Origin of the sequence: Gilvimarinus gilvus (assembly GCF_030518155.1) — a bacterium.
GTDB lineage: Bacteria > Pseudomonadota > Gammaproteobacteria > Pseudomonadales > Cellvibrionaceae > Gilvimarinus > Gilvimarinus gilvus.
In genome coordinates this window covers 1-361 of the sequence record NZ_JAULRU010000229.1, presented here as the reverse complement: position 1 = coordinate 361, position 361 = coordinate 1, and the positions used below count along the sequence as shown (strand labels likewise).

The window sequence follows — 361 nt, the reverse complement described above, 5'->3', positions numbered from 1 at the left end:
AAACGGGCCATAGTGTCCTCGCAAGTGCAGTGTGTGGTTTGGCTTTGCGTCACGCTCCTGCCGGGTGGGCAAGGGCCGTGCGCGCTTGTTCAGCAGCCGGGTCGTTGGTGCCCAGGGTGTGCTGCTTAGCCAGTTGTAGATCCATGTATTCGTAAGCAATCCGTACTGCCTGGCCAGTGTCGAATGCATCGCCCGACAAGGCACCGCGCAGCCACAGACCGTCGATCAGGGCTGCCAGGCCACGGGCGGCCTTGCGCGCATGGTAAAGCGGCAAGGCACGGCGAAACTGGCAACACAGGTTGGAGTACAAACGGTGGTCGTTGATCCGTTGCAACCTGTGCAAATCGGGCTGGTGCATGCT

At 60.9% G+C, this 361-nt stretch carries 1 protein-coding gene; it reads right to left on the bottom strand.

Annotation, left to right across the window (positions count from 1 at the left end; translation table 11 throughout):
- Window positions 1–49 precede the first annotated feature (49 nt).
- On the bottom strand, window positions 50–361 hold a 312-nt coding region (locus QWI17_RS03205; RefSeq protein ID WP_302721060.1), incomplete at its 5' end, for a TetR family transcriptional regulator C-terminal domain-containing protein.